At 58.2% G+C, this 24,129-nt stretch carries 25 protein-coding genes; 12 read left to right on the top strand and 13 right to left on the bottom strand.

What is annotated here, in order from left to right:
• Nucleotides 1-111: 111 nt before the first annotated feature.
• Nucleotides 112-456, bottom strand: a complete 345-nt coding sequence (locus tag FBY01_RS31160; RefSeq protein WP_145311051.1) for a hypothetical protein — start codon at nt 454-456, stop codon at nt 112-114.
• 192 nt (nt 457-648) lie between these two features.
• The gene (locus FBY01_RS31155) at nt 649-1,410 is read right to left on the bottom strand and encodes a CerR family C-terminal domain-containing protein (protein ID WP_256664582.1); all 762 of its coding nucleotides are present in this window, start codon (nt 1,408-1,410) and stop codon (nt 649-651) included.
• Between the two features lie 177 nt (nt 1,411-1,587).
• Here FBY01_RS31155 and FBY01_RS31150 point away from each other — a divergent pair, with 177 nt between their 5' ends.
• The 4 genes from FBY01_RS31150 to FBY01_RS31130 all read left to right on the top strand — a co-directional run bounded on the left by FBY01_RS31150 (nt 1,588) and on the right by FBY01_RS31130 (nt 4,580).
• Nucleotides 1,588-2,319: a pentapeptide repeat-containing protein gene (locus tag FBY01_RS31150; RefSeq protein ID WP_178113332.1), complete on the top strand. Its 732-nt coding sequence runs from the start codon at nt 1,588-1,590 to the stop codon at nt 2,317-2,319.
• Between the two features lie 100 nt (nt 2,320-2,419).
• On the top strand, nt 2,420-3,115 hold the full coding sequence (locus tag FBY01_RS31145; protein WP_145311047.1) for a pentapeptide repeat-containing protein: 696 nt from the start codon (nt 2,420-2,422) through the stop codon (nt 3,113-3,115).
• Nucleotides 3,116-3,161: 46 nt separating this feature from the next.
• Nucleotides 3,162-3,821 carry a Vat family streptogramin A O-acetyltransferase gene (locus FBY01_RS31140; protein ID WP_145311053.1) on the top strand — a complete coding sequence of 220 codons (660 nt, stop codon included), beginning with the start codon at nt 3,162-3,164 and terminating at the stop codon, nt 3,819-3,821.
• A gap of 423 nt (nt 3,822-4,244) precedes the next feature.
• Nucleotides 4,245-4,580: a hypothetical protein gene (locus tag FBY01_RS31130; protein WP_145311045.1), complete on the top strand. Its 336-nt coding sequence runs from the start codon at nt 4,245-4,247 to the stop codon at nt 4,578-4,580.
• A gap of 76 nt (nt 4,581-4,656) precedes the next feature.
• Here FBY01_RS31130 and FBY01_RS31125 read toward each other — a convergent pair whose 3' ends face one another.
• Nucleotides 4,657-4,995 carry an FKBP-type peptidyl-prolyl cis-trans isomerase gene (locus FBY01_RS31125; protein ID WP_077749311.1) on the bottom strand — a complete coding sequence of 113 codons (339 nt, stop codon included), beginning with the start codon at nt 4,993-4,995 and terminating at the stop codon, nt 4,657-4,659.
• A 165-nt stretch (nt 4,996-5,160) separates the two neighbouring features.
• On the opposite strand from FBY01_RS31125, the gene FBY01_RS31120 reads away from it, so the two are divergent.
• Nucleotides 5,161-6,234 (top strand): sensor domain-containing diguanylate cyclase, encoded by a 1,074-nt coding sequence (locus tag FBY01_RS31120; RefSeq protein WP_010455194.1) that lies wholly within the window; start codon nt 5,161-5,163, stop codon nt 6,232-6,234.
• 9 nt (nt 6,235-6,243) lie between these two features.
• On the opposite strand, the gene FBY01_RS31115 is transcribed toward FBY01_RS31120, so the two are convergent.
• Nucleotides 6,244-6,552, bottom strand: coding sequence for an RcnB family protein (locus FBY01_RS31115; RefSeq protein WP_077749312.1), 309 nt, complete (start codon nt 6,550-6,552; stop codon nt 6,244-6,246).
• Between the two features lie 205 nt (nt 6,553-6,757).
• On the opposite strand from FBY01_RS31115, the gene FBY01_RS31110 reads away from it, so the two are divergent.
• Nucleotides 6,758-8,050, top strand: a complete 1,293-nt coding sequence (locus FBY01_RS31110; RefSeq protein ID WP_145311043.1) for an MFS transporter — start codon at nt 6,758-6,760, stop codon at nt 8,048-8,050.
• A 25-nt stretch (nt 8,051-8,075) separates the two neighbouring features.
• A complete protein-coding gene (locus FBY01_RS31105) occupies nt 8,076-8,852 on the top strand; it encodes a substrate-binding domain-containing protein (RefSeq protein ID WP_010455200.1) in 777 nt (258 codons plus the stop codon).
• Here the strand turns inward: FBY01_RS31105 and FBY01_RS31100 are convergent.
• A complete protein-coding gene (locus tag FBY01_RS31100; RefSeq protein ID WP_010455202.1) occupies nt 8,842-9,756 on the bottom strand; it encodes a LysR family transcriptional regulator in 915 nt (304 codons plus the stop codon). The genes FBY01_RS31105 and FBY01_RS31100 overlap by 11 nt on opposite strands.
• Before the next feature lie 157 nt (nt 9,757-9,913).
• On the opposite strand from FBY01_RS31100, the gene FBY01_RS31095 reads away from it, so the two are divergent.
• Nucleotides 9,914-11,725 (top strand): monovalent cation:proton antiporter-2 (CPA2) family protein, encoded by a 1,812-nt coding sequence (locus FBY01_RS31095; protein WP_010455204.1) that lies wholly within the window; start codon nt 9,914-9,916, stop codon nt 11,723-11,725.
• Between the two features lie 117 nt (nt 11,726-11,842).
• On the opposite strand, the gene hcnC is transcribed toward FBY01_RS31095, so the two are convergent.
• From hcnC to FBY01_RS31065, 5 genes are all read right to left on the bottom strand, one after another.
• Nucleotides 11,843-13,093 carry a cyanide-forming glycine dehydrogenase subunit HcnC gene (hcnC, locus tag FBY01_RS31090; protein WP_145311040.1) on the bottom strand — a complete coding sequence of 417 codons (1,251 nt, stop codon included), beginning with the start codon at nt 13,091-13,093 and terminating at the stop codon, nt 11,843-11,845.
• Nucleotides 13,086-14,495 carry a cyanide-forming glycine dehydrogenase subunit HcnB gene (gene hcnB / locus FBY01_RS31085; protein ID WP_145311038.1) on the bottom strand — a complete coding sequence of 470 codons (1,410 nt, stop codon included), beginning with the start codon at nt 14,493-14,495 and terminating at the stop codon, nt 13,086-13,088. Before hcnB ends, hcnC begins: the two co-directional genes overlap by 8 nt.
• Nucleotides 14,492-14,806, bottom strand: coding sequence for a cyanide-forming glycine dehydrogenase subunit HcnA (hcnA, locus tag FBY01_RS31080; RefSeq protein WP_145311036.1), 315 nt, complete (start codon nt 14,804-14,806; stop codon nt 14,492-14,494). Before hcnA ends, hcnB begins: the two co-directional genes overlap by 4 nt.
• A 238-nt stretch (nt 14,807-15,044) precedes the next feature.
• Nucleotides 15,045-15,584: a hypothetical protein gene (locus FBY01_RS31075; RefSeq protein WP_010455213.1), complete on the bottom strand. Its 540-nt coding sequence runs from the start codon at nt 15,582-15,584 to the stop codon at nt 15,045-15,047.
• 304 nt (nt 15,585-15,888) lie between these two features.
• Entirely contained in the window at nt 15,889-16,830 is a 942-nt protein-coding gene (locus tag FBY01_RS31065; RefSeq protein WP_010455215.1) for a hypothetical protein, read from the bottom strand.
• Nucleotides 16,831-17,107: 277 nt separating this feature from the next.
• Between FBY01_RS31065 and FBY01_RS31060 the strand changes: the two genes are divergently transcribed.
• Together FBY01_RS31060 and FBY01_RS31055 are read left to right on the top strand one after the other, a co-directional pair.
• Nucleotides 17,108-17,791, top strand: coding sequence for a response regulator transcription factor (locus FBY01_RS31060; RefSeq protein ID WP_010455216.1), 684 nt, complete (start codon nt 17,108-17,110; stop codon nt 17,789-17,791).
• Nucleotides 17,769-19,163 carry a HAMP domain-containing sensor histidine kinase gene (locus FBY01_RS31055; protein WP_145311034.1) on the top strand — a complete coding sequence of 465 codons (1,395 nt, stop codon included), beginning with the start codon at nt 17,769-17,771 and terminating at the stop codon, nt 19,161-19,163. Before FBY01_RS31060 ends, FBY01_RS31055 begins: the two co-directional genes overlap by 23 nt.
• Before the next feature lie 136 nt (nt 19,164-19,299).
• Here FBY01_RS31055 and FBY01_RS31050 read toward each other — a convergent pair whose 3' ends face one another.
• The 3 genes from FBY01_RS31050 to FBY01_RS31040 are packed head-to-tail and all read right to left on the bottom strand — an operon-like array spanning nt 19,300 to nt 21,553.
• Nucleotides 19,300-19,710 (bottom strand): SRPBCC family protein, encoded by a 411-nt coding sequence (locus FBY01_RS31050; RefSeq protein ID WP_010455221.1) that lies wholly within the window; start codon nt 19,708-19,710, stop codon nt 19,300-19,302.
• Nucleotides 19,711-19,736: 26 nt separating this feature from the next.
• A complete protein-coding gene (locus FBY01_RS31045; RefSeq protein ID WP_145311032.1) occupies nt 19,737-20,534 on the bottom strand; it encodes an SDR family NAD(P)-dependent oxidoreductase in 798 nt (265 codons plus the stop codon).
• A gap of 11 nt (nt 20,535-20,545) precedes the next feature.
• The gene (locus FBY01_RS31040) at nt 20,546-21,553 is read right to left on the bottom strand and encodes an aldo/keto reductase (RefSeq protein WP_145311030.1); all 1,008 of its coding nucleotides are present in this window, start codon (nt 21,551-21,553) and stop codon (nt 20,546-20,548) included.
• A 118-nt stretch (nt 21,554-21,671) separates the two neighbouring features.
• Between FBY01_RS31040 and FBY01_RS31035 the strand changes: the two genes are divergently transcribed.
• Together FBY01_RS31035 and FBY01_RS31030 are read left to right on the top strand one after the other, a co-directional pair.
• A complete protein-coding gene (locus FBY01_RS31035; protein ID WP_010455227.1) occupies nt 21,672-22,577 on the top strand; it encodes a LysR substrate-binding domain-containing protein in 906 nt (301 codons plus the stop codon).
• Nucleotides 22,578-22,794: 217 nt separating this feature from the next.
• Nucleotides 22,795-23,982, top strand: a complete 1,188-nt coding sequence (locus FBY01_RS31030; RefSeq protein ID WP_010455228.1) for an MFS transporter — start codon at nt 22,795-22,797, stop codon at nt 23,980-23,982.
• The last annotated feature ends 147 nt before the right edge of the window (nt 23,983-24,129 follow it).

Genomic DNA, 24,129 nt, shown 5'->3' with positions numbered 1-24,129 from the left:
TAAACTAATTCGCGCTTCCGCCCGCTGATTCCATAGGCAACCCTCGCGACTCTCAGTTTTCGAGGTGTTTAGCGCGTTTTCACACAGCCTGGACCCATAGCGGTCGTTCGATTATTCGTTTCCATAGCTCGCGGTCCAGCTATTCCATGCATCTTCGTTTCGCGCATAGACAGCAAAAGGCAGAAAATTACAGTGTTGTGGGAAGATATTGGATACGTAGTCTTCCGTGTAGGAAATAGTAGGGCCGAGCATTGCAAGGATGTTTGTCATAACGACGCTAGCACATTCTCTCTCCTCATCCGTCGGATCACCGTCGAACTCGAATCGCCCGTGCAGCCGCCCATCGTCAACGACATCGAACGACACGGATCTCAGGCGTGGCGGAACCTCACCTAACAAGGCGCGCTGCGCCGCGAGACGAATCTCGGATTCATTTAGAAAAGCCGTTGTTTGCATGACCGATAGCTCATATAGGTGATGATGTCTGCCGCCCGAAGCTAAGGGCTGTAATGGGTCAATAGCATCTGCTCGCGACGGACCGCTTTCGACCCATTGCTGCCGGTCGAGACGAGCAGCAACCGGCTAAAAGCCACTAATGGTGGATGTCCAACTACGGGATTGGAAAGGCCGTAGGTCGGGCAGCTACGGTTATGTCGGACTACGTCCAATGATCATGGCGTGCAGAACCGCGCGGGTGTGATCGATAACCACACGCTTTATTAGTTCAAGCCGCTCCGCATCAACCTTATCCCAATTCAGTGAGGTGAGAGCAGTACGGCGCATCATCTGAAAGACTGCCAGTTGGCCGCTCAACGCCATTGATCTGATCCGCGTTTCATCATCGCTGGCCGCTCGCCCCAGCAAACGCCCAACAATTGCGGTTGTCACGGAAGAAATTGGCTCATTGAGGCGATTATTGATGATGTGAAAACCGGCCGCAGGCCCCTGGCCGCCTTGCCCGTGGGCAATGAATAGCTGCCATTCCAAGGAGTCTTGCGACTTGAACATGAAGTCCACGACACGCCCTTGTATCGCACAGAAGGCATCGATTAGGGCATCGTGACTCTCATTCTCCGCGAGCACCTGCTCGGCATCAGCGACCACCTGCGACATGTACTCCCACACGTGAGAAGCAATGTGCTCCGCGCACGCAAGGTACACACCTTCCTTGTTATCGAAGTAGTACCTCAACGCAGGGGCATTTACGCCAGCAGCGGCTGCAATATCGCGGGTTGATGCAGCCTCGAAACCCCGCTCGCCGAACAGCTTCAGCGCTGCAGCCACGATTCGAGCACGGGTATCTTCACCGCGTGCGTATCCCGCGCCATCTGGATGCCGATGCAGGGCACCTCTGAGTATCGAGCTCAATTGTTCTACTCGGAAGAAAAGAAATTTTATAACAGTTGACACCAATTTTGTCCATGTGGAATAGTTGTTCCACTTGGAATATATTCAGGATCTCAGCGACCACAACCAGGTTCGTCATCTGCACTCAAATATACGAACGACAACTATTCGTGGGCAGCCTTTTCATTCTTTACGCGTTGAGCAATGACACCTATGGAATGTGACAATGAAGCATTATTCTTGGACGCCACTGCCGCAAGTGATCAAACCTTCACAAACCTAAATTTTCAGGGAATGACCAAAAAGGACCTGACACTTACCAACTGTAAGCTACTAAATTGCAACTTCGGGGGAAGCGATCTGAGTGGGCTGCACTTAAAAAAATGCAAAATATTCAATTGCAACTTTGGAAATGCTAACTTGCAAGACTGTTGGTTTTCAGATTGTACATTTTACGACAAAGAACAATCAACTGGTTGTCAATTCAAACTTGCCGACCTTCGAAGAGCTGAATTTTATGAGTGCGATATTTCTTTAAGTACGTTTAATCGCGCACAACTATTCCAGCTGGTACTTGATCATTGTCGCGCCGTGGAAACCGACTTTAATCTGGCCACTTTCAATATCGCCATTAGTCGCAAATTGGTAATCAGCGCGGCACAGCTTACCAACACAGATTTCAGATACGCCGACTTTAGCTCGACCAATCTTTCCAAATGCAACCTCTCACATAGCAAATTCCTGTCAGTCATTATGACGATGACTAACTTAGATGAAGCCGATTTAACTAATACAGAATTTTCACCACTTCATTATACCGGACTTTCTGTATCCAATACTGACTTCCGTAATGCAGATATAAGTGGCATTGATTTTCGAAAAACAAACACTTCAGGCATTAAAATTCTTGAATGGCAGCAATCAGCTCTGCTGGAGAATTTCGGATTCGTTGTTTATCCCGACAACAGTTAGCCCCGCGCACAACGTAGAGAGGGCTAACAGTCCCAACGAGACAATCAAATCCCGGACGGTACAGACGGGTTACGAACAGCAAACACCGCAGGAGTTTTTCATGATTGAAAAAGCTGATTATCTTATTATTGATTCTACAAAACTGGATCGATCAGAGGTTGAGGACTTAATTAATATCCGAAAAAAACCCTTATGGTTCTCTAATGTAGATTTATCAAACGCTGATCTTAGTCGCCTAGATTTATGCGACTCATATTTTGAGCGCTGCAACCTGACAGAAACGGATTTCACTGCCACAAAGCTTGAGGCTACCACCTGGAAAGGGTGTAGAGGGGCGAAAGTAAAATTCAAATCCGCGATACTCAATGAAGGAACGTTCGAAAATTCAGACCTGAACAATAGTGATTGGCAGAATTGCCGCCTGGGCATAGTCTCATTCACAAGCTGCAAATTAACAGGCTCTAATTTCAGCGGGGCCGCGTCATTAGGAGTTACCTTCAAGGACACGCTGCTGGTGGGGACATTTCTCCTAGGGTTTTCCTTCCTTAAGTGTGAGCTGGACAATCTGGACTTCTCCGACGCGGACTTAAGGGATGTCGACTTTCGCAACACGGTATTTAAAGGTGGAAGCTTAAGCAATGCTCGAGTTAATGGTGCTCGCTTTGATAATGCCGACCTTCGTGAAGCCAGTTTGCACGGTTTAAAGCTTATGGATGCCAAACAGTTTAAAGGGGCAATCATATCTAAAAATCAGGCGGCGATGCTGCTGTCAAGTCTAGGGCTTACTGTAGCCTAATATAGAGCACAGCTTGTAAGCATGCTTGTTAATTTCACCCTATTTAATGAAGAGAGTCTACATGAATGGCCCCAACCCTTTGAGCAAACACCCGATGGAAGGTGTTTCTCAGGTATGTTTCATAAAAAACACTGTATCCAGTAAAAATATTATCATTGGTGATTATACTTACTACGACGACCCTGAAAACTCAGAGAACTTTGAACGTAACGTTCTATACCATTACCCATTTGTCGGCGATAAACTCGTCATTGGCAAATTTTGCGCCATAGCTCGTGGCGTGAAATTCATTATGAATGGTGCGAATCACAAACTGTCAGGCTTTTCCACTTACCCGTTTCAGCACTTTGGTAACGGCTGGGAAAAGGTCATGCCCCAACCTGATGAACTTCCATATAAAGGCGACACCATTATCGGAAACGACGTCTGGATTGGTTACGACTCGCTTATCAAGCCTGGCGTGAAAATCGGTAATGGCGCAATCATTGCTTCACGATCTGTAATTGTCAGGGATGTTCCCGCCTACACCATTGTTGGAGGGAACCCCGCACAAGTAATCAAAGAACGCTTTTCTCCAGAAACAGTGTCGGCACTTGAATCAATTGCTTGGTGGCACTGGCCAATCGAGAAAATCGCTAAGCACTTGGCCATCATCGTAGCGGCAGACATTGACGCACTGAGTGCATGTACTTCAGACCTGCCCTAGCCAAGAACATGGTATCGCATCGTTCAGTGACGAGCTTAATGTCTGAATCGACCACGTTTATGTAGACAGCTTTGAACGCCTGCTTTTGGCCATTCTCTGCCGATCATGGTTACAAAGCGTGCTGGTCAAATCCGATGCAATCGGTGGCCAGATCGATTGCAAATGACTGGTCAGGTCGAATGCAAACGGGTGGTCAAGTGGAGTGCAATTTCGCACTGGAACACTCAATTCAGGTAAACCAACCTCACCACGCAGGATTGGCATTGATCCAGGCACAAATGAACTTGTGGTCTTCGACCGTACAGGTGAGGACCTTTACCACGGCCATGTCAGGCCATGGGATAAACTCCACCAAGATATGAAAAATGCTTTGATCAAAGCTAAGAAAGTAGACAACAAGGGCAATATTCTGGGAGCGAAATAGTGAGCCTTCTCTATCAAGATCCATCCATGAGCCATGATGAAGCGACGAAGCTTCTTGAAAGCGGCGTGGATACGAATGTCACTTCAGCATTGGTTTCCATTGGGCTCAATGAAGCAAACAACATCTGGGCTCTGAACACTTGCCTTAAATTCCTCGCAAGTGAGTCCGAATCGGTTGCAGCATCGGCCATCACGGCTCTTGCTCATCTCGCTCGCCGTCATGGCGAACTGGATAAGAAAACGGTTCTGTCGGCACTCGAAAACGTAAAGGAAAAATTCCCTGCCCTGGAAGGAATTGTTGCGGACACGCTGGACGACATCGACACATTCACCTGATCCAGCGGGTGTTCGAACACACGAATTTCGCGGCGAGGGACTTACCCTCGCGACGAAACCAACTTCAACTCACGTATCAATCATCCCGCGTCAGCACTTCCAGCAATTCAATCTCGAAAATCAAATTCGAATTCGGCGTGATCGCGCCCATCGTCCGCTCGCCGTAGGCCAAATGCGCCGGCACCCACAATTTGCGCTTACCGCCCACCTGCATGCCCATAATTCCCTGATCCCAACCCTTGATCACCCTCCCTGTGCCAATCACACACTGAAAAGGTTTGCCACGACTGTAGGACGAATCGAATTCGGTGCCGTCTTCCAGCCAGCCGCGGTATTGGGTGGTGATCAGTGCGCCTTTGACGGCGGCTTTGCCGCCGCCCACTTCAAGATCGATTATCTGCAATTCATCATTCATCACGTTCACTCTATTGTTCTCACACCCGACAGGCCCCAATGGGCGCCGTTTTCCCAGAAATGTGCGCCATTGGCAACCCATTCGGAACGGTTTTCGGCATTAACCTCAACTAAGATAAGCAACACCAAGACACTCGGATCAATACGACACGATGGCAACCCCTGAATGAATGACGTCTGGACCAGCGCAGCCATCGGCTCAGTGATGCTTGCCCTGATCATTGCGCTGATCTGCCGCGAGCGCTCGCTGCAAAAGCAATTGGCCGAGCAACGCGCGCTGATCGCCAGCCTGTCCGAAGGCCTGCACATTCGCCAGGACGGCGACGCCGAGCGTTTCAAGCGCAGCCAATACTTCGCCCGCATCGGCACCTGGGACTGGGATGTCGACACCGACAAGCTCTACTGGTCGGACGCGATCTACGGGATGTTCGGTTTCAAGATCGGCGAGGTCACACCCTCCTACGCACTGTTCTGCGCCTGCGTACACCCGGACGACCGGGCCAACGTTCGTGCCGGGGAGTTGCGATGCCTGGAAACCGGTGAAAACCATGACGAGGAATACCGCGTGGTCTGGCCCGACGGCAGCATTCGCTGGCTGCGGGAAACCGGCAACGTGGTCAAGAACGACCATGACGCAACCATCAAGATGATGGGTGTGGTGCGCGACATCACCGAGGAAAAAGCCTCGGCCAGTTACCTGCAACACCTGGCCCATTACGACCCGTTGACCGGCCTGCCCAATCGCCTGGTGCTTGAAGAACGTCTGTGCGAAGCGCTCGAACAGGCACGGGTCAGCGCCACCCGGGTGGCATTAGTGTTTGTCGATCTCAACGGGTTCAAGGCGATCAACGACCACTACGGTCATGCGGCCGGCGACCGGGTCCTGATCACGACCGCTACGCGATTGAAGAAAATCCTGCGCTCGACCGACACCGTTGCCCGGATCGGCGGCGATGAATTCGTGGTCATTCTGCAAGGGTTGCCCCAAGGCGTCAGCCTGCAAGACGAGGCTCGCACCATCTGCCAGAAAATCTTCGTCGAACTGTCACCGCCGATCACAATCGGCAACGACCAACGCCACATCGGCACCAGCCTCGGGGTCGCGGTATTCCCGGACCATGCGCCGAGCATGGACCGGTTGATTCATATAGCGGACCTGGCGATGTATGAGGCGAAACGCAGCGGGAATAATCAGTATCGGTTGGGCACTGAAAGCCCGGTGCGCGCTCACAGCGAGTAGCCGTTCGACCTAACGCTCAACCGGCGTAATGTCCACAATCGTGCCGTTGGTGATCATCACCATCATGTACTTGTCATTGATCTGCACCCACTGCGCCTGTTCCTTGGGTGCTTTCAGGCCTTTCGCCTTCCAGTTGCGCAGCGCTTTATCTGTGTGTTGATACATGTCCGGGGCGCGGTCGCCGACCACCAGTTCGCGGGTGTTATTGACGCCGGGCTGGACGGTTTTTGCGGCGGGTTCATCCGCCTGAACGAGGGGGCTGATGCCGGCAACGCCAGCAGCGATAGCCAGGGCGGCGATGAGGGATTTGCTGTTCATGGGTGATCCTTGGTTGATGGCATACCCAACTCCGACTGTGTCCGCGGTGAATCATTCCGTTCGCACACATTGATCCGCCTCACGCATTAATACATGCCAATAATGCACTTATCATATCGATCGCCCTGCTCCACCATTCGCCTCAATAAGAACCGTGCACTGCGCCCAGGCAATGCACGTCATAAAAGCGGTGGAGTACAGGTCAATGACAACAGCAATCCCTTCCGGGCGCTCTCGCGCCGGAGCAATTTTCCGGGTCACTTCCGGCAACTTCCTAGAGCAGTTCGACTTCTTCCTTTTTGGCTTTTACGCCACGCAGATCGCCGCTGTCTTCTTTCCAGCCAGTAGCGAATTCGCCTCGCTGATGATGACCTTCGCGGTGTTTGGCGCAGGCTTCCTCATGCGTCCGTTGGGCGCAGTGGTGCTGGGTGCCTACATCGACGATGTGGGTCGGCGAAAAGGGTTGATTGTGACGCTGTCGATCATGGCCAGCGGCACGATATTGATTGTGTTGGTGCCCGGCTACGAAACCATCGGGCTGTTCGCACCGGCCATCGTCCTGATCGGCCGATTGCTGCAAGGCTTCTCGGCCGGTGCGGAAATGGGCGGTGTCTCGGTGTACCTCTCGGAGATCGCCACGCCCGGCAACAAAGGCTTTTTCACCAGTTGGCAGTCGGCCAGCCAGCAAGTGGCAATTATTGTCGCAGCGGCCTTGGGGTATGGACTGAATCAATGGATGGCGCCGGCCATGATTGCCGACTGGGGCTGGCGGATTCCGTTTTTCGTTGGCTGCCTGATCGTGCCGTTCATTTTCTTTCTGCGGCGCAACCTGGAAGAAAACGAAGAATTCACCGCGCGCAAACACCGTCCGAGCATGGGCGATGTATTCCGCACACTGGCGCAGAACTGGGTGATCGTCTTCGCCGGAATGATGATGGTCGCGCTGACCACTACCGCCTTTTACCTGATCACCGTGTACGCACCGACGTTCGGCAAAACCGTGCTGCACCTGAGCACGTCCGATGCGCTGCTGGTGACCTTGCTGGTGGGGGTGTCGAACTTCTTCTGGCTGCCCCTGGGCGGGGCCTTGTCCGATCGTATCGGACGACGTCCGGTGTTGATCGCCATGGCGTTGCTGACCCTTGCCACCGCGTATCCGGCGCTGACCTTCCTGGTCAACGCGCCGAGCTTCATGCACATGCTGCTGGTGTTGCTGTGGCTGTCGTTCATTTACGGTTTGTACAACGGCGCGATGATCGCCGCGCTGACGGAAATCATGCCGGTCGAGGTGCGGGTCGCCGGTTTCTCCCTGGCCTACAGCCTGGCCACGGCGGTATTCGGTGGTTTCACCCCGGCGATGTCGACCTTCCTGATTCAGTACACCGGCGACAAAGCCGCGCCCGGCTACTGGATGAGTTTCGCCGCGCTCTGCGCCTTGTGCGCGACGCTGTATCTCTACCGCCGCTCGACCGGTCGCCTGCAACCGGCGATGTCTTGAACCCGTCCTTTTCGAGAAGATGCCCATGAAGAAGCTATTTAACCTTGCAGCCCTGGCCTTGGCGGCCAGCCTTGGCCTGAGTGCTGTCGCCCAGGCCGAAGAGATTCGCGTGATGACCTCCGGTGGCTTTACCGCTGCCTACAAAATCCTCGGCCCGAAGTTCGCCGCATCCACCGGCAACACGCTCGACACCGCCCTGGGGCCATCGATGGGCAAGGCACCGGAAGCGATCCCCAATCGCCTCGCTCGAGGTGAAAAGGCCGACGTGGTGATCATGGTCGGCTACGCCCTCGACGACCTGATCAAACAAGGCAAAGTGGACCCTGCTTCACGGGTGGAACTGGCGGATTCGCGGATCGGCCTGGTGGTGCGCGAAGGCGCGCCGAAGCCAGACATCAGCTCGGTGGACGGCTTGAAAAAGACCCTGCTTGACGCCCGGTCGGTGGCGTACTCCGACAGCGCCAGCGGCGTATACATCGAGAATCAACTGTTCAAGCGTCTGGGCATCGAAGATCAATTGAAACCCAAATCCACAATGATCCCGAAAATCCCGGTCGGCTCGGTGGTTGCCACGGGCGACTATCAGTTGGGATTCCAGCAAGTCAGTGAATTGCTGCCCGTGCCGGGGGTCAGTTTTGTAGCGAAGCTTCCGGAATCGGTGCAGTCGGTGACACGTTTTGCCGCCGGCATTCCAGTCGGCGCGCAACACCCCGCCGAAGCCAAGGCACTGCTCGACTATATGGCCTCTGCAGCCGCCCAGTCGGACGTGAAAGCAACCGGCCTGGATTCGGTCAGCCGCTGAGAACAGGTGGCTGCACTTTCATTTCCACCACTAGCCGTTCCAGCTCCAACGCCGCCGGGGTCAGGGTTCGCCCCCGGCGTTTGATCAGACCGACACTGCGCATCACTTGCGGATCGGTCAGCGGCACCCGTGTCAGGATCGGGTGATCGGCTGCCGGCATCGCCATCGACGGCACCGCTGCCACCCCTAATCCCGCCTCCACCAGCCCAATCATCGTCGTGACATGGCGGGTTTCGCAGATACTCGGCCGCTGCGGCACGATGCCGGTCAGTGCCTGGTCCAGCAAAAAACGATTGCCGGACGTCTTGTCCAGCGAGATGTAATCCTGCTGATAAAACTCATCCCAGGTCACGCTGCTACGGCCGGCCAACGGATGATCGCGCCGACAGGCCACCACGTAACTTTCTTGCACCAGCGGCTCGAACTCGACCTCGGCCTCCAGCGCGCCCATGAAACTCAGACCGAAATCCGCCTCACCGTTGACCACTGCGCTGAGCACGTCATGCGCGCTGGAGTCGAGTACCTTGACTTTGATCCGAGGGAATTGCCGGTGGTAATGGGCAATCACGCGCGGCATGAAGTAATAAGCCGCCGAGGGTACACAGGCGACCGTGACATGGCCGAGCCGGGTTGAAGCCACTTCACTGATGCCCAGCAACGCGACGTCGAGGTCATCGAGCAATCGCTCGACACTCGGCATAAAACCACGGCCGGCCTGGGTCAGGCTGACCTTGCGGGTGGTGCGCTCGAACAAGCGCACACCGAGAGCATCTTCGAGTTTTTCAATTCGCCGGCTCAGTGCTGGCTGGGAAATGCGCACGGTATCGGCCGCCTTGCGAAAGCTGCCCTGCTCGACCACGGCACGGAAGGCTTGCAGATCGTTGAGGTCGAAATTGATCGCCATGGTGTGCACTCGAGGGACGGACAGATTGATCAGCTTATCCTATGAATGTAACCAATTGATGCAAGTTGTAACAGCATGACTCCCGCTCTTTGCTGACGTGTGAAGTCCCAACCTTTATCCTGTCGCCCCCGCCGTACCGAGTAGCTGGAGTTTTGTCATGCCCCATGAAGGCAACCTTTTACAAGCCGCCGTTGTGTTCCTGTTCGCCGCGGTGCTCACCGTGCCCTTGGCCAAACGCCTGCAATTGGGGGCTGTGCTGGGTTATCTGTTTGCCGGTGTCATCATCGGTCCATCTGTGCTGGGATTAATCGGCAATCCACAAAGCGTCAGTCACATCTCCGAACTCGGCGTGGTGCTGCTGCTGTTCATCATCGGCCTGGAATTGTCGCCGCGTCGCTTGTGGGTGATGCGTAAATCGGTGTTTGGCGTGGGCCTGGCACAGGTGCTGTTGACCGGTTCGGTGATCGGCGTGCTGGCGCTGTTTGTCTTTGGCCAGCCGTTGAACAGCGCCATCGTCCTCGGCCTGGGGTTGGCGTTGTCATCTACCGCGTTTGGCCTGCAAAGCCTGGCCGAGCGCAAGGAACTGACCAGCCCTCACGGGCGTTTGGCGTTCGCGATTCTGCTGTTCCAGGACATCGCCGCGATCCCCTTGATTGCCATGGTGCCGCTGCTGGCGGGCGGCGACCACACCACCACGGCGACCGAGGATTTGAATCACGGTCTGCGAGTGTTGGGCAGCATCGCGGTGGTGGTGATCGGCGGGCGGTATCTGCTGCGTCCGGTGTTTCGCGTGGTGGCCAAGACCGGTTTGCCCGAGGTGTCTACCGCCACCGCGTTGCTGGTGGTGATCGGCACGGCGTGGCTGATGGACCTGGTCGGCGTGTCGATGGCGCTTGGGGCGTTCCTCGCCGGGTTGCTGTTGGCGGACTCTGAATACCGTCACGAACTGGAAGCGCAGATCGAACCGTTCAAGGGCCTGTTGCTGGGCCTGTTTTTCATCAGCGTCGGCATGGGCGCCAACCTGAGCCTGCTGCTCAGCGCGCCAATCACGGTGTTGGGCCTGACCCTGTTGCTGATCGCAATCAAACTGCCGCTGCTGTTTGTGGTGGGCCGATTGGCCGGCGGGTTGGGCAGGGTCAGTGCGATTCGCCTCGGCATCGTGCTCGCTGCCGGTGGTGAATTCGCGTTTGTGGTGTTCAAGATTGGCCGCGACCAGGGATTGTTCGAGGCGCGTCTGTACGACTTGCTGGTGCTGACGATCACCCTGTCCATGGCGGTCACGCCGCTGCTGTTGCTGCTGTGCGCACGCCTGTATTCGCCGAAGGTGCAGCCTGTGGTGGTGCCGGAGAAATTCCGCGACATCGACACCGACGCACCGCGTGTGGTGATCGCCGGCATGGGCCGGATGGGGCAGATCGTGGCGCGGATTCTGCGGGCACAAAACATCAAGTTCGTGGCGCTGGACACGTCCGTGGAAACCATCGAGCTGTCCCGCAGCTTCGGCGGCGTGCCGGTGTTCTACGGCGACCCGATGCGCCCGGAAATCCTCAGCGCGGCCAAGGTCGAGCAGGCGGAGTACTTTGTCATCGCCACCGATGACCCGGACACCAACATCAAGACCGCCGAGGTGGTGCACAAGCTCTATCCGCACATCAAGATCATCGCCCGGGCCCGTAACCGTCAGCACGTGCACCGGCTGGTGGACCTGGGCGCCGAGGCGATTCGTGAAACCTATTATTCGAGCCTGGAAATGAGCCGTCGCACCCTGGTCGGACTGGGGCTGACCCAGGCGCAGGCCGATGCGCGGATCAAGCGCTTCAAGCATCACGATGAACAGGTGCTGGAGGCTCAGCATGCGGTTTATGACGATGCCGCGAAGGTGCTGCAGACCGCCCAGGAAGCTCGGGCGGAACTGGCGCGGTTGTTTGAGGCGGATCAGATGGAGGAGCGGGAAGCGGGCAAGGCTTGAGTCATTGAGTCATTGGGTGATCGTGATGCCGCCTTCGCGGGCAAGCCTCGCTCCTACAAGGGCAGCGGATCTGTAGGAGCGAGGCTTGCCCGCGAAGAACGATAACGCGGTGTAATGTCAGGCCAACTTCTTCAGCCCAACGCGCTCCTCGGCAAACCGATCCGCCAAGAACGGTGTGATATCCAGCGGCAGCGGTTCGTTGTTAACCAGTTTATCCAGCAGCACCCCGGTAATCGCCGACGTCAGAATCCCCGTGCGGAAATGCCCACAGGCATTCAGATAACCCTCCACCCCGTTCATCGGCCCGAGAATCGGCAACTCATCCGGCGACCCCGGGCGCAGCCCCGCCCAGGTCCGTTTGAGATTCACATCCGCCAGCTCGGGAAGACAGCGCACCGCCCCCTGCACCAGCCCGGCAATTTCCGGGTAGGTGGTGGTCACGTCGAAGCCTTTATCCTCCGTCGTGCTGCCAATCAGGATCTCGCCGTTGTCTTTCTGCGCCACATAACAATCGCTGGTGGTCAGGCAACCGTTGAGGATTTTCGGCAGGCGTTCGGTCAGCAGAATCTGCCCCTTCACCGGTTTCACCGGAATCCGGATACCGGTGGCCTGCTCACTCAAATCCGCCGCCCAGGCACCCGCTGCGTTGATCAGCGTGCTGCAGTGAAACACCCCGGCTTCGGCTGTCTGCACGCCGCTGACGCGAGAACCCTGGTGCAAAACCCCGGTGACGTTGGTGTTGAAATACAGGTCCACGCCGTTCTGTCGCGCGCCTTCGGTGTAGGCATCGGCCAGTCGGAACGGACTGACTTGATGGTCGCAAAGAAATTCCAGCGCACCACTCGCCTCATGGCTGACACTCGGCTCGGCCGCGCGCAGCGCCGCCTGGTCGAGCCAGCGCACCTGATCGGCCAAATGGGGAATACAGGCTACGATGTGTTCGGCGTAGAGCCGGTCTTCCTCGTCGTAGATCACGAATTTCAGGCCTGTCTTCTCGAACTTGAAATCCATCCCGTGACGGTCTTTCAACTCGCGGTGCAGTGCCGGGTACATCGCGTTGGACTGCAAGGCGAAATCGAAGAACGACTGCGGCAGGATGTGCGGCGTGCTGGAATCCACCACCACCGCCGAACCCTGGGCTTCACGCTTGCGGTTGGCCGACATCATGCGAAAGAAAATTACCCCGCAGCCAAGTCCTACCGACTCGCCAATCGCCCACAAGCCGCCGGCTGACGCGCGGGTAGCGTTGCCCGGACGCTTACAGTCGATCAAGGCGACTTTGAGGTTTTTGCGCTTGGATAACTGATAGGCGCAGGACGCCCCGATCACACCGCCACCAGCGATGACCACGTCATAGAACTTACTCATGATTCGCGGCCTCCGTGCCGACGGAGTGGAACGCAGAAAAGGGAATCGGATCGATAGGGAAACGCGGCCGCAACCAACCCACGTCTTGCCGACCGGTGACTTCGCGCAAGCGGTCGGTGCAATAGCCGACGCACATCCGCCCCTGACAATCGCCCATGCTCACCCGGGTGCGCATTTTCAGGCTGGCCAGGTCTTGCACGCCCTGCTCCAGTGCCCGGTCGATGTCGGCGCGGGTCGCGTGTTCGCAACGGCAAATCACCGTATCGGCGGCCGGCAGCGCGGTTTGCCCGGCGCCGCGCTCGGTGTATCGGTCGACCGCCGCGCGAAAGCGCACGATGGCCTTGAGTTTCGACAAATAGCGATTGCGCCGTACCAGGGCCAGTTCCGCGTCCAGCACGTCCCGTTGCAGCAGAATCGATGTGGCCGCAATCCGTCCCGCGAGCATCGCCGCTTCGCCACCGCGAATGCCGCCCATGTCACCGGCCAGGTGCACGTGAGGCTCGCTGCTTTGCTGCCAGATATTGGCACTGGCCCGCAGATAACCGTCGTCGCTGTACCCGTGGTTCAGGCCCATCTGCTGACTGAGTTGGGTGCGCGGGATAAAACCGTAGCCAACCGCCAGGGTTTGCGCAGCAATCTGCTCGGCACGGGTCAGGTCCGGCACCCAGGTGCTGGAATATGGCGCCACGGTCACGGCACTCAGCTCTCCTTCGCCCTGCGCCGCCACCACGCCCCAGCCGTAATGCATGGGGATGCCATGCAGCTTGAGGAACGCGAGCATGCTCAAGCCATCGAGGAACAACTGCGGCTTGTTCAGCAGTGACAGGCTTTCCCGAGCGATCTTGCCGAACGCGCTGGCCTCGTAAACACCTGCGACGCTGACACCGGACGCATGCAGCTGACAGGCCACCAACGGCAATAAAGGGCCGGTGCCGGCAATCACCACGGGGCCTTGAGGCTTGACCACCCCGCTCTTGATCTGCAATTGCAGGCCACCCAGCAGGATCACCCCAGGCAAGGTCCAGCCAGGAAACGGCACGCTGCGTTCATGGCAACCGGCGGCGAGCAGCAATTGCGGGTAGTCGACTTTCTGCAACTGCTCCTCGCTGTCCAGCACCACCAACGCGCGCGTGCCTTCGGCACCGACCACGCGGTGATTCAGGCGCACTTCGATCAGCGCTGCGTGCGCCTGGAACTCGCCATGCAAAGTGGCCAGCGCCTCCGAGTACCGCGGCCCCAGATAGTCCAGTTGCACGCCATCGCGCAACGGTCCGCGATAGACCACACCGCCCAGCCGCGAAGCTTCTTCAAGCAACGTGCAACGCACGCCGTGCCGGGCCAGTTCAATGGCCGCCGCCATCCCTGCCGGCCCACCACCGACGATCACTGGAAGCAGGCTCATACACCCTCCTGCTCAACGATGCGGTTGACTTGGGTTTCGACCCGCATGCCGTCACGCACCAGGGTCTGACAGGCGCGACGTTTGTGCCGACCATTGATTTTCACCAGGCAGCATTGGCACACGCCCATGCCGCAATAGGCGCCGCTGATTTGGTCGTGATCGTTACGGGCCACCTGGCGCAGGCCAAGGGATTGAATGACCGAGAGGACGGTTTCACCAAGGGCGGCGCTGACCGGTTGGCCGTTGATATGCACAGTCATATCCGCGCGCGGTAGCGGCTGGATATCAAACATTCTGTCTAGGCGAGGCATTGCGATGTTCTTCCATGAGAGTTCAGGTGAGGTTCCACAGCTCCTTGCTGCACTACACCTTGCGGGCCAACGACTCGGTAAAAGGCTCGCACCGGTACTTCGACAGCGCAACAGGGTGCGCGTCAAAGCAATGTAGTCGAAGCCACAGAAGGGGCTTGGATCTTTTACGGTAGGAGATATTGCAGAAGAGAATATTGATCCAGGCCAGTGAAAGACTCCGCCCCCCCCAACCTGCCGATCAGTTAGAGAAAACGTACTGACCCTTGACCTTTTTCGATCCCACGAAGCCCAGGTCCGGGAACAACAGGTTTTTTACCAAGGCGACGAAGAACACCATGCCCAGGGTGATAACGACGCCGACCACGGTCATCACCGGGTCTTCTTCATATCCCTTGAACATCCGCGAAATCTGGCTGACGGTCAGAATCACGTAAATGGTGTAGGCCTGTGCCACGTTTTTGTAGAAGCCCCAGGCAAACGCCAGCGGTACCAACACCGCAAACAGGGTGAAAAACACGACCGCACCAGAACCGATCATCGCGCCCAGGTAAAACCCGGACACCGCACCCAGCAAGGCCTGTACGCAGGTCAGCGCGATCAGAAGGGTGACCTTGCGTGAATGCTTTTCCCGCAATGCCGGATCGGGCCGGGCGCCAATCCAGTAAGCCAGCACCCGATCCTTGACCGCCCCACCGGAGAACGCCTTGAACGTCTCGGTTTTGGAGCGCCCGGCGTCGAGCATCGCCACCAGTTGCCGCTTGATTTCCTTTTTGTCCAACGTACTTCTCCCCTTCTTGAGTCAATGCAAAATAAAGGTGGGAGCGAGCCTGCTCGCGAAAGCGGTGCATCAGGCGACATCCTCATCGACTGAAAGTCCGCTATCGCGAGCAGGCTCGCTCCCACAGTGGGGCATCTTCGCTTTATTGGCCGCCAGAAAGCAAAACGCCGCTTCCACCCGAGGCGGAAGCGGCAGAGGCAAGAGCCTCAGTCGATCAATGCATGAACAGGGCGATCAAGATGATGATCGGGATGGGCACGCCAAGAAAAAACAGTAGTAATGAGCGCATGGTAATTCTCCTGGGTTAGCGAACAGGTGGCACGGAAGTGGTGGTCACGTAGGTGTCGGTTTCCAGATACACCACGGCATCCCGACGACGGCCGCCGAAGGTCGCGGCAAGGCTGGCAAAAAACGCACCGATCAGCAGTGCAATGAACATCCACAGCGAGGTCCAGGCAGCGACTTTGGCGGCAGTGTCAGCCGCTTGTTGCGCAGCGAGCTTGGCGTCGGCCACGGCTTTCTGGGTGCGGGCGTAAACTTCATCGACACGGCGTTCGGCATCGGCCTGGGTCAGGTTGGTGCGCTGGGCGACCAATTGCGCCAGGTAAGTCCGGTCTTCGGCGGACAGCTGACCGTCATTGCTCAGGGAGCGAACGAAGATGCGAGTCACGGTGCTGCGGGCGGCGTCATCGCTGACGGCAGCCGGACGATCATCGCGGAACAGACTGTCAACGAAATAGCCGTACTGGTCACTGTCGGTATTACCCGCCGCGGTGCCCGCCGCTTGAGTCGCAACGCTGGCAGCGCCACCGACCACACTCGCGCCGGCTTGCACGCCACCGCTGACAATGCTGCTGACCGAACCGACGACCAGTGTCGCGGTGACCAGCGTGGCCACGCACCAGGCCAGGAAGCCATGGGCTGTGTCACGGAAATAGACTTCATCGCCGTGCATGTTGGCCCACTTCACCCGCAAGCGACCGGCAATATAGCCACCGAGTCCGGATGCGACGATTTGCGTAGCGGCCAGCCAGATGATCGTCGAGATCCCCAGGCCTTTGGCACTCACGCCTTCATTGGCCCAGGGTGAAACAGCCGAGAATCCCAGACCAAATCCCAGCAGCACCAGAATCAGCGACAACGCCGCCGCTGCGGCGGCACCGGCAAAGATCGCGCCCCAGGACACACCCGATAGCGTGCTTGATTCTTCGTAGGCGGGATAGAAACCATCAGAGGATCTATTCATTGTTTTATCGCTCCAGGCAGAAAGATGGTGTTACAACTCTTCGAAGAAGGAAGTGCAGTCACCGTGCCAGTCGCCAACTTTAAATAAATCGTTTAATTTCAATGACTTATAAATTTTGAACTTCCAATCCCGTTGCATTTTGCAAGGATGGCTGGATAGCAGCGGGTTTTATGCATTGATCAAAAGCGAGCTCGCATGAAGTTTTATTTAGAAAGCCGGCGGTCATTTCTTGGCAAAATGCCGCTCTATGTTGAGCACCTCTAATCAGGCAGGCCCCATGACCCGCATCTTGACCATCGAAGACGACGCCGTGACCGCCCGGGAAATCGTCGCCGAACTCAGTAGCCACGGCCTCGACGTCGATTGGGTCAACAACGGCCGCGAAGGCCTGGAGCGTGCGGTCAGCGGCAACTACGACCTGATCACCCTCGACCGCATGTTGCCGGAGCTCGATGGCCTGGCCATTGTCACCACGCTGCGGACCATGGGCGTGGCCACGCCGATCCTGATGATCAGCGCCCTCTCCGACGTCGATGAACGAGTGCGCGGCTTGCGCGCCGGCGGGGACGATTACCTGACCAAGCCGTTTGCCACCGATGAAATGGCCGCCCGGGTTGAAGTCCTGTTGCGTCGCCAGAACACGGTCACGGCCCAGGCGACCACGCTGCGGGTGGCCGATCTTGAGCTGAACCTGATCAGCCACGAAGCCAGCCGCGACGATCAACTGCTGACGCTGTTGCCCACCGAGTACAAGTTGCTGGAATTCCTGATGCGCAACACCGGGCAGATTCTGTCGCGGATGATGATTTTCGAAGAAGTCTGGGGGTATCACTTCGACCCCGGCACCAACCTCATCGATGTGCACATCGGCCGGCTGCGCAAGAAGATCGACCCGCCTGGCAAAGTCCCACTGATTCGGACCGTGCGAGGCTCGGGTTATGTCATTGCTGAACCCCTCTAACGGCTGGCGCTCATCCAGCAGCCGCTTGCTCGCGCTCTACAGTTCACTGTTCGTGATCTGGAGCGGGATTCTGATGGGGGTCATGTACTACGAGGTGTCCGCGTACCTGGACAATCTGGCCAAACACTCGCTGATGCAGCGCCAGCACCTGTTTTCGCACTTTCAAGGCGAACAATTGGCCGAGGCCCTCGCCGTCAGCATGACCTTCGACATTCGCGGCATCGACGCCTATGGCCTGTTCGATTCGCAGCACCGTTACCTCAGCGGTGCGCTGCGGCACATGCCCGAAGGCTTGCCGCTGGATGGCAAGATCCACATGCTCGGCGACTGCGCCGAGTCTGACGACCCCAGCCTGCCCACCGACAGTTGCGACGCGGTCGCGACCCAGACCAAGGACGGTCGCTGGCTGGTGCTGGTTCGCGATAACGGTTCGTTGTTTGCCGTGACCCGGATCATTCTGCACGCGTTGCTCTGGGGCGTGACGCTGACCATTTTGCCCGGCATCGCCGGTTGGCACCTGTTAAGGCGGCGTCCGCTGCGGCGGATTCGTGCAATCCAGGCCAGCGCCGAGGCCATCGTCGCCGGCGACCTGACCCGGCGTTTGCCACTGTCCAATCGCCGCGATGAGCTGGACATGCTCGCGGCCATCGTCAACGCCATGCTCGAACGCATCGAACGCTTGATGAACGAGGTCAAGGGCGTGTGCGACAACATCGCCCATGACCTGCGCACACCGCTGACACGCTTGCGGGCGCAGCTGTATCGAATCCAGCAGCAGGCGGATGACGGCTCGACGCTGGCCGTGCAGCTGGACTCGGTGCTCGGTGAAGCCGATACCTTGATGGCGCGGTTTCGTGGATTGCTGCGGATTTCCGAACTGGAGGACCGCCAGCGGCGTTCCGGTTTTGTACAGCTGGATCCGGTGCCGTTGTTGCAGGAGCTGCATGATTTTTACCTGCCGCTGGCGGAGGAAGGCGAGCTGCTGTTCAAGCTGCAATTGCCTGCGTCACTGCCAATGTTGAACGGCGATCGGGCGCTGTTGTTTGAAGCCGTGGCGAACCTGCTGAGCAACTCGATCAAATTTACCCCGCCCGGTGGCGAGGTGATTTTGCGCGGGGTCAATGACGCTGGGCACACGCGAATCGAAGTGCTCGACTCAGGGCCGGGTATCCCGGAAAGCGAACGCGAAGCGGTATTCCAGCGCTTTTACCGTGCCGAGAGTGGGAATCAGAAAAGCGGGTTCGGGTTGGGGCTGTCGATCGTCGCGGCGATTGTCAGCCTGCATGGGTTTGCGCTTGAAGTGGGCACCAGTGAACTGGGCGGTGCGCGGTTGGTGCTCGATTGCGGCCACGATCTGATTCCCCAGACCTGACCCGGTCTCCCTGAACGAACACATCCCCCTGTAGGAGTGAGGCTGCTCGCGATAGCGGTCTATCAGTCAATCTCTATGTTGAAGCTGAAGACGTCATCGCGAGCAGGCTCACTCCTACAGGGGATTTATGGTGTTATCAGGCTGGGTAGTTCGCCCGCAGGGCTTCAAGACCGCCCTGATAGATCCCGGCAAACAACGCCTCAACCTCTGTTTCACTGACACCGTCGGGCGTAAAGCGACCCGACCACGTCACCCGAGCCCCCTGCCCCTGAGCCTCGACCTTTATCGTCGCCAGGTACTCAGTCGCCGGAAACGGTGCATGCAAAATCGAGTAGCTGTAAGTCTTCCCGGCGTTATCAAACGTCTCCAACCGCTCAACCACCTTCGCCCCATCCGCCGTTTGCAGGCTGCGCACTCGCCCGCCTTCACTCAGTTCGCTTTTCGGGATAAACGGCAGCCAGTCCGGCAGCGTGTCGAAACCGCCAATCAATTGCCACACCTCATCGGCCGAAGCCGGAATGTCGATAAATGCAGATGCCTTTGCCATGTAATCCTCTCTCTCAATCAATAAATTCAGATGGCCATGCTGTCGACGACACCGCCGTCGACCCGCAATGCCGCGCCCGTCGTGGCCGAGGATAGCGGCGAGGCGATGTAGGCCACCAGGTTCGCGACTTCTTCGACATTCGCCACACGCTGGATGATCGAGGTCGGCCGGGCCTTGCGCACAAACGCATCGGCTTCTTCCCGGACACTACGCCCCGATTCGGCGGTGGCCTCCTTGAGCATCTGCTCCAGGCCATCGGTCAATGTCGGGCCGGGCAGGATCGCATTGACCGTCACGCCAGTGCCCGCGAGCCGTTTGGCCAGGCCGTGGGACACCGCGAGGTTGGCGCTTTTGGTCACGCCATAATTGAGCATGTCGGCCGGGATAGCGATCCCGGATTCCGAGGACAGGAAAATCACCCGCCCCCAGCCCTGCTTGACCATGTCCGGCACGTAATGCCGGGACAGGCGCACGCCGGAGATCACGTTAACCTCATAAAAGCGCGTCCACTCGCTGTCCGGCGTGTCGAAAAAATCCACCTCGTTGAAGATCCCGAGGTTGTTCACCAGAATGTCCGCGCGCGGTTCGGCGGCGAACAGCTTTTCGGCACCGTCGGCGGTGCCGAGGTCAGCGGTCAGGCCACGCAATTGCGCGCCCGGCACGCTCTGGCGAATGCTCGCCAGCGCCTGCTCGACCTTGGCCGTCTCGCGGCCGATCACCACCACCGTGGCGCCGGATTCGGCCAGCGCCTTGCTGATGCCCAGGCCAATGCCGGCGGTGCTGCCGCTGACAATGGCGAGTTTTCCAGTCAGATCGATTTTCATGCTCAAACTCCTCAGAGGGGCAATGGCGCGCGTTCGCTCACCAGTTTCGCGTCACGCATCGCCTGCCAGAATGCAGCGGGGATCACGGCCGACAGTGCCGCAACATCTTCAGCAATCCGGTCCGGACGGCTGGAGCCCGGAATCACAGCAGCCACGGCCGGGTTAGCCAGCGAGAACTGCAGCGCAGCGGCCTTGATGTCGACACCGTGGGCCGCCGCGATGCGTTTGATCTGCTCGACTTTGTCGACGATCGCCGGGCTGGCTTTCTGGTATTCGAAATGGGCTCCACCGGCCAGAATGCCCGAGCTGTAGGGGCCGCCGACCACGATTTCGACGTTCTGCGCCAAGGCCGCGTCCATCAGACGTTGCAAGGCCCGGTCGTGGTCGAGAAGAGTGTAGCGACCCGCCAGCAGAAAACCGTCCGGTTGGGCTTCGGTCAGATCAAGGGTCAGCTCGCAAGGTTCGACCTTGTTCACGCCCAGGCCCCAACCCTTGATCACGCCTTCTTCACGCAAACGGGTCAGCACTTTGAACGCGCCGGTGCGGGCCTGGTTGAAGTATTCCAGCCACTGGTCGCCGTAAAAATCCTGGGCGATGTCATGCACCCAGACGATGTCCAGGCGATCGGTTTGCAGGCGCTTGAGGCTGTCTTCGATGGAGCGCATTGTGGCGTCGGCGCTGTAGTCGTTGACGATTTTGTTCGGGCGGCCGTGTTCGAACACCCCGCTCTTTTCGCCCAGGTCACGGGCCGATGCATCTTCGACTTCATCGAGGATGACCCGGCCGACTTTGCTGCTCAGCACGTAGTCGTCGCGGTTGTATTGGGCCAGTGCAGCACCCAGGCGAATCTCCGACAGGCCCGAACCGTAAAACGGCGCGGTGTCGAAGTAGCGAACGCCGGCATCCCAGGCCGCGTGAACGGTGGCCCGCGCCTCGTCTTCAGGAATGGCGCGGAACATGTTGCCCAACGGGGCCGTGCCGAAACCCAGCGCGCCGGGCAGTTTGTCTTTCAAGCTCATGGTTCAAATCCTCGTCAGTGTCAGAGGTCAGCTGAGTGACCGTTGGGCAGATCCTAGATTGCGATGATCGGACCGTCCAAGACATAATGCGCAGCACTTGAGTCCCTATAGGTCTTACATGATCGACATCCGCCAATTGCGCTACTTCGTCGCCGTCGCCGAAGAAGAACACGTCGGTCGCGCCGCCGAACGCTTGCACATCTCCCAATCACCTTTGAGCCGGCAGATCGCCCAGCTTGAAGAACGCCTGGGCCTGACCCTGTTCGAGCGCAGCCAGCAGCGCATCCGCCTGACCCGCGACGGCCAGACCTTCCTCGCCGAAACCCGCGCCCTCCTGACCCATGCCAGCCGCCTCGAATCCCTGGGCAAACGCCTCGGTCGCGGCGAAGAAGGCGGCCTGTGCATCGGCTACATCGAAAACGCCATGCACGCTGGCGTGCTGCCCAATGCCCTGCGGGTGCTGCGCGTCGACCGGCCGAACGTGCACGTTGCGTTGTACAACCTGAGTTCCGCCGAACAACTCGAAGGCCTGCGCCAGCGTAGTCTGGATATCGCCTTGGTCAGTGAACCGCCCGTCGCCGACGACCCGGACCTGCTGGGGTTTCAAGTGCTGGACGACCCGATGCTACTGGCCCTGCCCGAACACCATCCCCTCGCCCACCAGGCCACACTGACCCCGGCCGACCTGGCCAATCAGGAATGGATCGGCGTGCAACACCGACAGAACTGCGCCAGCCGCGAAGACTTCGTCAGCGCCTGCATCCGCGCCGGTTTCACCCCGGACATCCGCATGGAAGCCACCGAGCCCTTCACTGCGCTGGGGCTGGTGGCGTCGGGGCTGGGCATTGCGATGATTCAGAAAGGCTTGAGCCGCAATGCGCCGCCGGGTGTGGTGCTGCGGGAAGTGCCGTGGATTTCGTTTACCACGCCCTTGTGGGCGGCGTGGCACCGGATCAATTTGCGGCCGCTGGTGGAGACGTTCAGGAAGGTGCTGACCGAATCGGAGGCGGTTCACACCCCCTGATGGTGCATCTGCATGATTTTTTGTTGGCGCCAGGCTTGCCGGCGAAGGCGTCCTCAAGTGCGCCTTCGCCGGCAAGCCTGGCTCCTACAGGTACGGCTTGTCCCTGATTTATTACACATGAGATTTGCTCAAGCGGCCCTGCGGTTTTGTGCTTTGACCCGTTTCCCTTCCGCCGACTACAACAGCCACTCGCTTGTCATTCACGGGGGAACACCTGATGCCTGAGAGTAAAACCGCATTACCCGCCAGCCTGGCGATCACTCTGGCACTGTGTTGCGGCTTTTCGGTTGCGACCATCTATTACAACCAGACCATGCTGCCGTTGATTGGCGCCACGTTCAGCATTTCGGGCGCCCACGTCGGCCAGATCGCCATGCTCACCCAACTCGGTTACGCCCTCGGCTTGTTGCTATTTGTGCCGTTGGGCGACCGCGTAACCCGGCGCTCGCTGATCCTCGGCATGTTGAGCCTGAACTTCCTCAGCCTGATCGCCTCCGCCGTTGCGCCGACCTACTCCTTTTTGCTGCTGGCCAGTGTGGTGCTGGGGCTGTCAGCTGTCAGTGCGCAGATCATCATTCCCGCCGCCACTGCCCTCGCGCCCCCGGAGCAACGCGGTAGCGTGCTGGGCATGATGGTCAGTGGTTTGTCGGCCGGCGGTCTGTTGGCGCGGGCCTTGAGCGGCGCCGTCAGCACCTGGATCGGCTGGCGCGGCATGTTCTTCGCTGCCGCCGTGATGAACGTGATGCTGTTCATGGCGATCATGATCCGCATGCCGGTGACCGCACCGTCCAGCACCCTGCCCTATCTGGACCTGATGAAGTCAATGTGGAAACTGGTGCGCGCCCACCCGACCCTGCGTCGCTCCTCAGTCAGCGGTGGCCTGATTTTCGGTGCGCTGAACGTGTTCTGGGGGTCGATGGCCTCGTTGCTGTCGCTTGAGCCTTATCACTACTCCAGCGGCCAGGCCGGGCTGTTCGGGCTTTCGGCGATTGTCGGGATCGTCGCCGCCTCTTGGCTTGGCCGACTCACGCAACACTACGGCATCAAACTCAGCTACCTGGGGACCGGCGCGGTGCTGCTGGCCTTCATTGCGTTGTATCTGGGTGGTGCAGGCGGTTTCTGGTGGTTGATCCTGGCCTGTGCCACAGCACTGGACATTGGCAACCGGGCCAACCAACTGGCCAATCAGGCGCGCATTCTGGCCTTGGCTCCCGAGGCGATCAGCCGCTTGAACACGGTATTCATGGTCACCTACTTCACCGGCGGCGCGTTGGGGTCGGCCCTCGGGGCCAGCGCTGCCGAGTATCACGGCTGGCCAGGGCTGGCGGCGGTAGGTGCGTTGTTTGCGGTGTGCGGATTGGTCTCGATCTTTCATTCCCGACGCGCTGAAAAAAACGGCCCGTGAAGGGCCGTTTCTCATTTCGTGCAGGTAACGGCACTTCTGTGGGAGCGGGCTTGCTCGCTTGTATGTTTAGACTTGAAGGGGTGGGTGGGACTAAAGCTCGTCATCTGACTCTAACCAGTACAGACCGTGGGAGACTTCGTCCCACCC

This window comes from Pseudomonas sp. SJZ077 (assembly GCF_007993905.1).
Lineage (GTDB): Bacteria > Pseudomonadota > Gammaproteobacteria > Pseudomonadales > Pseudomonadaceae > Aquipseudomonas > Aquipseudomonas mandelii.
Note: the sequence above shows the minus strand (reverse complement) of the source record. Positions and strands in the feature narration are given on the sequence as shown.

What these genes read in the sequence shown, in the direction of transcription:
- hcnB (WP_145311038.1), bottom strand. Translation starts at nt 14,495, where the DNA reads ATGAGCCTGCTTCCAGTGATCGTCGGTGGTGGGCCGGCAGGGATGGCG.
- FBY01_RS31065 (WP_010455215.1), bottom strand. Translation starts at nt 16,830, where the DNA reads ATGAATAGATCCTCTGATGGTTTCTATCCCGCCTACGAAGAATCAAGC.
- FBY01_RS31120 (WP_010455194.1), top strand. Translation starts at nt 5,161, where the DNA reads ATGAATGACGTCTGGACCAGCGCAGCCATCGGCTCAGTGATGCTTGCC.
- FBY01_RS31145 (WP_145311047.1), top strand. Translation starts at nt 2,420, where the DNA reads ATGATTGAAAAAGCTGATTATCTTATTATTGATTCTACAAAACTGGAT.
- FBY01_RS31095 (WP_010455204.1), top strand. Translation starts at nt 9,914, where the DNA reads ATGCCCCATGAAGGCAACCTTTTACAAGCCGCCGTTGTGTTCCTGTTC.
- FBY01_RS31050 (WP_010455221.1), bottom strand. Translation starts at nt 19,710, where the DNA reads ATGGCAAAGGCATCTGCATTTATCGACATTCCGGCTTCGGCCGATGAG.
- FBY01_RS31105 (WP_010455200.1), top strand. Translation starts at nt 8,076, where the DNA reads ATGAAGAAGCTATTTAACCTTGCAGCCCTGGCCTTGGCGGCCAGCCTT.
- FBY01_RS31045 (WP_145311032.1), bottom strand. Translation starts at nt 20,534, where the DNA reads ATGAAAATCGATCTGACTGGAAAACTCGCCATTGTCAGCGGCAGCACC.
- FBY01_RS31115 (WP_077749312.1), bottom strand. Translation starts at nt 6,552, where the DNA reads ATGAACAGCAAATCCCTCATCGCCGCCCTGGCTATCGCTGCTGGCGTT.
- hcnC (WP_145311040.1), bottom strand. Translation starts at nt 13,093, where the DNA reads ATGAGTAAGTTCTATGACGTGGTCATCGCTGGTGGCGGTGTGATCGGG.
- FBY01_RS31060 (WP_010455216.1), top strand. Translation starts at nt 17,108, where the DNA reads ATGACCCGCATCTTGACCATCGAAGACGACGCCGTGACCGCCCGGGAA.
- FBY01_RS31055 (WP_145311034.1), top strand. Translation starts at nt 17,769, where the DNA reads ATGTCATTGCTGAACCCCTCTAACGGCTGGCGCTCATCCAGCAGCCGC.
- FBY01_RS31030 (WP_010455228.1), top strand. Translation starts at nt 22,795, where the DNA reads ATGCCTGAGAGTAAAACCGCATTACCCGCCAGCCTGGCGATCACTCTG.
- FBY01_RS31040 (WP_145311030.1), bottom strand. Translation starts at nt 21,553, where the DNA reads ATGAGCTTGAAAGACAAACTGCCCGGCGCGCTGGGTTTCGGCACGGCC.
- FBY01_RS31125 (WP_077749311.1), bottom strand. Translation starts at nt 4,995, where the DNA reads ATGAATGATGAATTGCAGATAATCGATCTTGAAGTGGGCGGCGGCAAA.
- FBY01_RS31110 (WP_145311043.1), top strand. Translation starts at nt 6,758, where the DNA reads ATGACAACAGCAATCCCTTCCGGGCGCTCTCGCGCCGGAGCAATTTTC.
- hcnA (WP_145311036.1), bottom strand. Translation starts at nt 14,806, where the DNA reads ATGCCTCGCCTAGACAGAATGTTTGATATCCAGCCGCTACCGCGCGCG.
- FBY01_RS31100 (WP_010455202.1), bottom strand. Translation starts at nt 9,756, where the DNA reads ATGGCGATCAATTTCGACCTCAACGATCTGCAAGCCTTCCGTGCCGTG.
- FBY01_RS31160 (WP_145311051.1), bottom strand. Translation starts at nt 456, where the DNA reads ATGCAAACAACGGCTTTTCTAAATGAATCCGAGATTCGTCTCGCGGCG.
- FBY01_RS31035 (WP_010455227.1), top strand. Translation starts at nt 21,672, where the DNA reads ATGATCGACATCCGCCAATTGCGCTACTTCGTCGCCGTCGCCGAAGAA.
- FBY01_RS31140 (WP_145311053.1), top strand. Translation starts at nt 3,162, where the DNA reads ATGAAGAGAGTCTACATGAATGGCCCCAACCCTTTGAGCAAACACCCG.